Annotated in this window: 3 protein-coding genes and 1 pseudogene; 2 read left to right on the forward strand and 2 right to left on the reverse strand. The window is 42.5% G+C overall.

Going from position 1 to position 6,519, the window contains the following annotated elements:
* Positions 1-54 precede the first annotated feature (54 nt).
* Positions 55-1,878 (reverse strand): annotated as a pseudogene (locus VB740_RS35165) (efflux RND transporter permease subunit); the annotation flags it as partial.
* Between the two features lie 342 nt (positions 1,879-2,220).
* On the opposite strand from VB740_RS35165, the gene VB740_RS35170 reads away from it, so the two are divergent.
* Entirely contained in the window at positions 2,221-2,916 is a 696-nt protein-coding gene (locus VB740_RS35170; protein ID WP_323204436.1) for a phosphorylase, read from the forward strand.
* Positions 2,917-3,128: 212 nt separating this feature from the next.
* On the opposite strand, the gene VB740_RS35175 is transcribed toward VB740_RS35170, so the two are convergent.
* Positions 3,129-3,797, reverse strand: a complete 669-nt coding sequence (locus tag VB740_RS35175; RefSeq protein ID WP_323204437.1) for a SnoaL-like polyketide cyclase — start codon at positions 3,795-3,797, stop codon at positions 3,129-3,131.
* A gap of 809 nt (positions 3,798-4,606) precedes the next feature.
* Between VB740_RS35175 and VB740_RS35180 the strand changes: the two genes are divergently transcribed.
* Positions 4,607-6,319, forward strand: coding sequence for a putative bifunctional diguanylate cyclase/phosphodiesterase (locus tag VB740_RS35180; RefSeq protein WP_323204438.1), 1,713 nt, complete (start codon positions 4,607-4,609; stop codon positions 6,317-6,319).
* The last annotated feature ends 200 nt before the right edge of the window (positions 6,320-6,519 follow it).

Consider the following 6,519-nt stretch of genomic DNA (forward strand, 5'->3'; position numbering starts at 1 on the left):
GTGGGGTGGGCATCTTGCCCGCCCTGATTATGCAACTTAAATGCCGATTAGCTTACTCACACCAGGCAGATTAGGTAAAGACGATCGTAATTGGTCTTGTACTTCCGCAGTTTTGATGTTGCGGTCTTCCTTGAGCTTCACATAAAGCGTACCTTTATTTGGCTCACCCTCACGAGAACCAACAGTAGTAAACACCGTTTCCACTACTGGAGATTTTCTCACCACATCTTCTAGTTTCTTGGCAACTTCTAGAGAATTGTTTAAGGGGTTGGGGATGGGGAATTGGGATGTGGCAGATAAGGAAGAAATTACCCCTTGTCCCCCTTGCCCTGCTTGTCCCTGTAAAAATTGCTCAGGGATTTTTGGCAATGGGGCGGTGTAAGTAATATTGAACTCGCCGCGATCTAATTTAGGAATAAACCCTTTGGGAATGAATAGACTCAGTGCCATACCTGCAACAAAGCTAAGTATAGCTAAGGCGATTACTGTCTTGCGGTGGTTTAAAGACCAGTGAAGTAAGTTTCTGTAATATTGGGTAAAATTCAGCCAGGTGTTTGCTTCTTGGCGTCGGGGAGTTGAAGTAGCAGGTTTTAGCCAGTAGGTAGCTAAGGCTGGTGACAATGTACGCGCAACCAATGTTGAAGCAATCATGGCTGCTGAAACTGTGATTCCAAATGGCTTGAAGAACTGCCCGATTACCCCACCCATCAAACCAATGGGTAAAAAAACCGCTACTGCCGTAGCAGTGGTGGCGATAACTGTTAAGCCAATTTCATCTGTAGCTGAGAACGCAGCTTGGCGGGGAGTTTCCCCCTCATCAATATGCCGCATGATGTTTTCGACATCAATGATCGCATCATCAATTACACTACCGATAACTAAGGCCAAAGCCAGCAGCGTAATCGTTTCTAAGTTGAAGCCAAAAATCGCCATGACGATAAACGTCGCCAACAAAGATGTCGGAATCGCCAAGGCAGAGATGAGAGTTGCCCGCCAATTCCATAAAAAGGGAAAAATGACTACGATGGACAACAAAACTGCTTCCAACAAAGCATCGATGGTTGACTGAGTAGCTTGACGGATATATTCTGCTTGAGTGGCTGCTAAGGTGAGGTTGACATCCTTGAGGGTAGAGCGTAGCCTTTGGACTTCTTTTTCAACTCGACTCACTACTTCCAAGGTGTTAGCGTCGCCGCGTTTGATTACCTGAAATGCGAGTGCATCTTTACCATTAAACCGGACTAATGTTGCCCCTGTTTGGGGGACAGATGCACTGGCATTAGCTGGATTTAGGGGAGGAGTTGCAGTAGCACCACCCAACAGTGAGACTTTCAGGACTCCTGGTAGTTTAGCGATCGCACTTACAATCTCGTCTTGCGCCAACTTTGTCAAATCTGTAAGATTCCGCGTAGGACTCTCAATGGCATAGCTAATGGCAGCTGACTCATTTAAATTTAGGGGAATAATTTTAGAAGTCGCTCCCTGAGGCAAAGCCACCTGCTTGAGGGCAGTTTCAACTTCTTTAGTTGATGTTTCTAAATTTGTCCCAACGGCAAAAGAAAGGGCAACGGCTGTTTGACTAGGATAAGTGGATGAGCGGATATTCTCCAATCCTTCTAGGGAGCGGAGGCGTTCTTCCAGGGGTTGGGTGAGTTTCGCCTCTGTATCCAGCGCAGTTGTCAGGGGGGCTGTAGCATTTACAACCACCACTGGAAAGGTAATATCTGGAAACAAGGCATACTTGAGGGAGCTAAAAGCCAGAACACCAGCTACCGTTACGGCAATCCAAAAACTCACCGTCAGCCACGAAAATTGAATCGCCAATTTGGAAATATTGAAGAGTTCTCGTGCGGATTTTGAGCGATCAAGCTTAACCATCTTGGAAAATTATCGTGTGGGTGACACAATTATTTAGTCATGCTACAGCAATCGCCTTGGGTTTGCGAGTTTGGGTTACCAGCAAACGGCAATATTTAGTTATTGTCACCCAGATGTGGCAAAATTTTTAATACAGAATTGAACTTTAAAAATGGGCGTTGCTGATTCCATGTATGAAAATGAGTTTGCATAATACCAAAATCCTTGTAGAGACGTAGCAATGCTACGTCTCTACTTCAATTCAGCAACGCCTAAAAATGAAACTTGGTTCTGTTGAGCATAAGGAATTATGCGGCGATCGCCTTATACCCAAACGCAAACTTGAAACTGTCGAGAGGGCTAGTGCCTAATTTTTTGCCCATCAACACAATTCTGGTACCTCAGGGAGCAGAATATAAAGCTGTCTGTCGCGGCTTAAACGGCGTTACTGGTTCTATCCCAACGGTAGTAGCTATACCTGTAGGAATGAAGCCTTTACTTAAATATCTGCATACATTCCAAGGAAATGGACAATTCCTGGCTCCAAAATCCAGGGTACTGATTATGGGTATATGTGGCAGCTTGAGCGATCGCTATACAGTTGGTGATATTGTCCTGTATCAAGATTGTCTTTATCAAGGGAAGCGGCTAGAGTGCGATCGCCCTTTCACAGCACAATTGCACTCTTTGACATCAGAAAAAGTATCTTTAGTCAAGTCACTGACAAGCGATCGCGTAATTTGGTCTGCTACCGAAAAACGCCATTTGGGTGAGAGTTTAGCAGTTGATGTTGTTGATATGGAAGGATTTACCGCCCTAGAGTTTTTCAATGCGGCTGGAGTTGCAGTGGCAATGCTGCGAATAGTCAGTGACGATTGTCAGCACAATATCCCCGATCTCACGCCAGCAATTAACTCTGATGGCTCCCTAAATCCTTTCCCTTTAGCGATGGGAATGCTTCGACAGCCCCTTGCTGCTACTCGGTTGATTCGAGGTTCGTTAACAGCATTAAAGGTGTTAGAGCAACTTACAAATCGGCTTTTTTCTAGCAATCAATAGGCGACTAGAAGTCGCTACTACACAAACATAGACGCTTTGCTTTGCGGCTACTCTTCTCCTGACGGAGACGCTACGCGAACGATTTCTCCGAAGGAGTACCCGCAGCGTAGTCCACGGAGGTGAACTAAGACAAAATCAAAGGTTTGCTAACCTGCGGAGGTAAGTTTTGTCTCGTGTAGTCAAGCTAGTGCGACTTCTAGTTACTAGGACTACTACTGTTGGGAATGGAAGGGACAACCCCCTGCGGTTAATTTTTGAAGAAAGACATTATTATCAAAATAATGTTCTAAAGATTCAATCTTCAAATCATCACTCACACGAGCAATACTAACTCCTACGATTTCTATTGTTTCCCCTGTGGGTGCATAGTCTTTATAGGAACCATTAAATGTTCCCCAATGCCGCCACTTAAAAGTAACATTAGGTGGTCCCGAAAGGACTTCTGTTAATTCCCAAAGGAAGCCATTAGGAAAAGCATTATGAAAAACCTGAAATGAAGATTCAAAGGTTTCTGTTTCAGAGCTATATTGCTCACTTTCACCCAGGAAGAGATTATAAGTACCTTCGACTGCGACATCCTGAGCAGTGTATTGTTGTCCTCCATTGGTACTCATCTTAAACTTATCAGTAACAATCGAAAGCCACTGTTGAGGATTAGATTTATTAGAAGCTTCCATCTCAAAATTTCGGACTAAGTTTTGGGCGATCGCTTCTAAAGAACCTGCTGGATGCTGAAATTTACTCTCTTGATGAAGAAATTCATTGGTGTAAGAATAATCCGGGCGTTTTCCTTCTCGCCACTGTACTTCTTTATCATGAGCAATGACTATATCTCTATCTTGTACCCAGAGCGGCAATTCTGTAGTTTTTTCGCTATTCATACAAGTTGACTGGCTATAAACATCGTTTCTAAGAATAAAGTTTTATGGATATAAGGAAATCAAAAAATCTATAAACTTAAAAAATATTTATAATTAACTTAAAAAATTTGCTTTTTGCACACATCAGAATAATACCAATTATTTAATACCAATTTAATGTGAAGTTGCATATATCTTGATCCCCCTAAATCCCCCTTTTTAAGGGGGATTTAGATTCCTGTTCCCCCCTTTTTAAGCTACGGTGTACACATAAGTCTGTCGCAGTTATATCTTTAGTAATAAATCTCGCACTGCGTTTCTATCCCGCCTCGGAATGAATTCCGAGTCTCATCGCTGAACTTTAGTTCTGGGCGGGATTGCCTGTCTGTGTGACAGTTTCACTCTGACAAAAATGTGGGTAGAGAATTTTTCGACTTGTGTGTACACCGTAGCCTTTTTAAGGGGGGCTAGCGGGAATCTAAAAGTACTTAAAATTACAGCCAATTACTTTTCAAACACCCTCTCAGTATGCTTTCAAAATTCAAGCCAGAGTCCTATATTTGCTTTGACATCACATAAAGACACACTAATAACTACTGACAGTGAAACAATCAATAAAATTCTGATTTTGACTGTGTAATTACTTATGGAATAAGTTTTACACAAACTTTATCGTAATCCATATTAAGTAGGAACTTATATTGGGAAGCATAAAATATAACCTTATCAGGGTTGGGTTCCATAAGAGCTAATCTCACTAGAATGTGAATTCAAAACACTTTTTTGTCAGGATAGCTCGGAACTAATTTGCCAACTATCGAAGAGAATTTATGAAGCTCAATCAAAAGCTCTACCTGTACTCGTTCCTAGCTAATTTCGGATGGCTCAAAAAAAGTTACACAGCTAAAATCATGTTGGTGGCTTTTTTGGGCACTCATGTACCACTTTTGACCTTACTTTTGAGTTTCGTCATCTCAAACTCCTATTCATTGGAGATGGCGGTGCAAGTTATGATTATTGCTCTGTTGGCGACATTAGCGGGTACAGCCGCCACCCTCTATGCGCTAAACCATCTCCTCAAACCAGTCATTTTGACATCTGCAACATTGCAAAATTATCTGAATACCAAAACACTACCTGAATTGCCTACAGAATTTGCTGATGAAGCGGGTACATTGATGGCAGATACCTCACAAACTCTTCATAAATTAGATGGTTTAATTCAGTACATCACTAATTATGATGATCTAACTGGATTACCCAATCGTGATTTATTCCGCGATCGCCTCCATGAAATTCTATCCAAACCTGAAAACAACCAGCGCCTTGTAGCTGTCTTTTTGCTAAGTATTGATGATTTCACCGGCATGAGTCATGGGTTGGAGCATGAGACAACAAATTTGTTGTTAAGAGCAGTTGCCCAGAGGTTATCAACCTGCATAACACAAACAGATATTCTCGCCCATTTGAGTGGAGATGAATTTGCCCTTGCCCGCATGGACATTCATTCTTTTGAAAATGTGATTAAGCTATCTCAAGTATTGTTGAGTACCCTGAGCAAACCCTTTTCTGTAAAGGGTAATTCGATTCATATTACTGCTGGTATCGGCATCACAATTAATGGTCTAAATGATCGCAATAGCGTAGATCAACTCTTGCAACAGGCTCACATGGCGCTTTATCAAGCAAAGCAGCAAGGGCGTAGCCAATACCAATTCTATTCGCCGGAAATTAATGCTCAGTTGCAGGAGCGACTAACTTTAGAAAATGAATTACATGGGGCGCTTGAGCGCAACGAAATGCTGGTTTATTATCAACCTTTGATTGATTTACATAGCGGACAAGTTACAGCTATGGAAGCGTTGATTCGCTGGCAGCATCCTACCTTAGGTATGATTTCTCCAGCAAAGTTTATTCCGATTGCAGAAGCCAATGGTGCGATCGTGCCAATTGGCGAATGGGTATTGCGAACTGCTTGCGCCCAAAACCGTGCTTGGCAGCTTGCTGGATTTACCCCAATTCGGATATCTGTGAATTTGTCAGCTCGACAGTTTGAACAACCGTATCTGGTTGAGATCGTCAACCAAATTCTTGAGGAGACTGGACTTCAAGCATCTGATCTAGAACTAGAAGTAACAGAAAGTTTCTTGATGGGTAACATTGAGCGATCGGTTAAAACCTTAAAACAATTACGAGAACTGGGCATATGCTTGGCTTTAGATGATTTTGGCACCGGTTATTCTTCCCTGAACTACTTGAAGCGCTTTCCTGTGAACATGCTCAAAATTGACCGCTCATTTGTGCAAGATGTCACGTCTAATCCTGATAGCGCTGCCGTCACCGATGCGATTATTGCCCTAGCAAAGAGCTTGCGGTTGAACATCACGGCAGAAGGTATAGAAACCCAAGAACAGCTTGACTACCTACAAATGCGTGGATGTGATGAAGGTCAGGGTTTCTACTTCAGTCGTCCTGTCCCCGCTGATATAATTGCCCCGATGTTGCAGAAAAGTTCTCAGCAGATGGAGACAATTACAGCATAGGTAGATGCCTAAGCCAAAGAGTTACCCCAATACGGTTCGGATAAGTAATCTTCACCTTCCTTGTGGTTTGGGAAAAGGTAAAGGATGTATTCAGAACCTTTACCTTTTGCCCTTCAGCCGTTTCACTTTAATTTTGATAGAAATGGTTAGGAATGCAAATTTAATAACCTGCAATTCTGATTAAACTGGGAATGGTGCGT

It is taken from the genome of Nostoc sp. UHCC 0251, assembly GCF_034932245.1.
Taxonomy (GTDB): Bacteria; Cyanobacteriota; Cyanobacteriia; order Cyanobacteriales; family Nostocaceae; genus Nostoc.

Coding starts and splice junctions, on each gene's coding strand:
- VB740_RS35175 (WP_323204437.1), bottom strand. CDS start 3,797: ATGAATAGCGAAAAAACTACAGAATTGCCGCTCTGGGTACAAGATAGA.
- VB740_RS35180 (WP_323204438.1), top strand. CDS start 4,607: ATGAAGCTCAATCAAAAGCTCTACCTGTACTCGTTCCTAGCTAATTTC.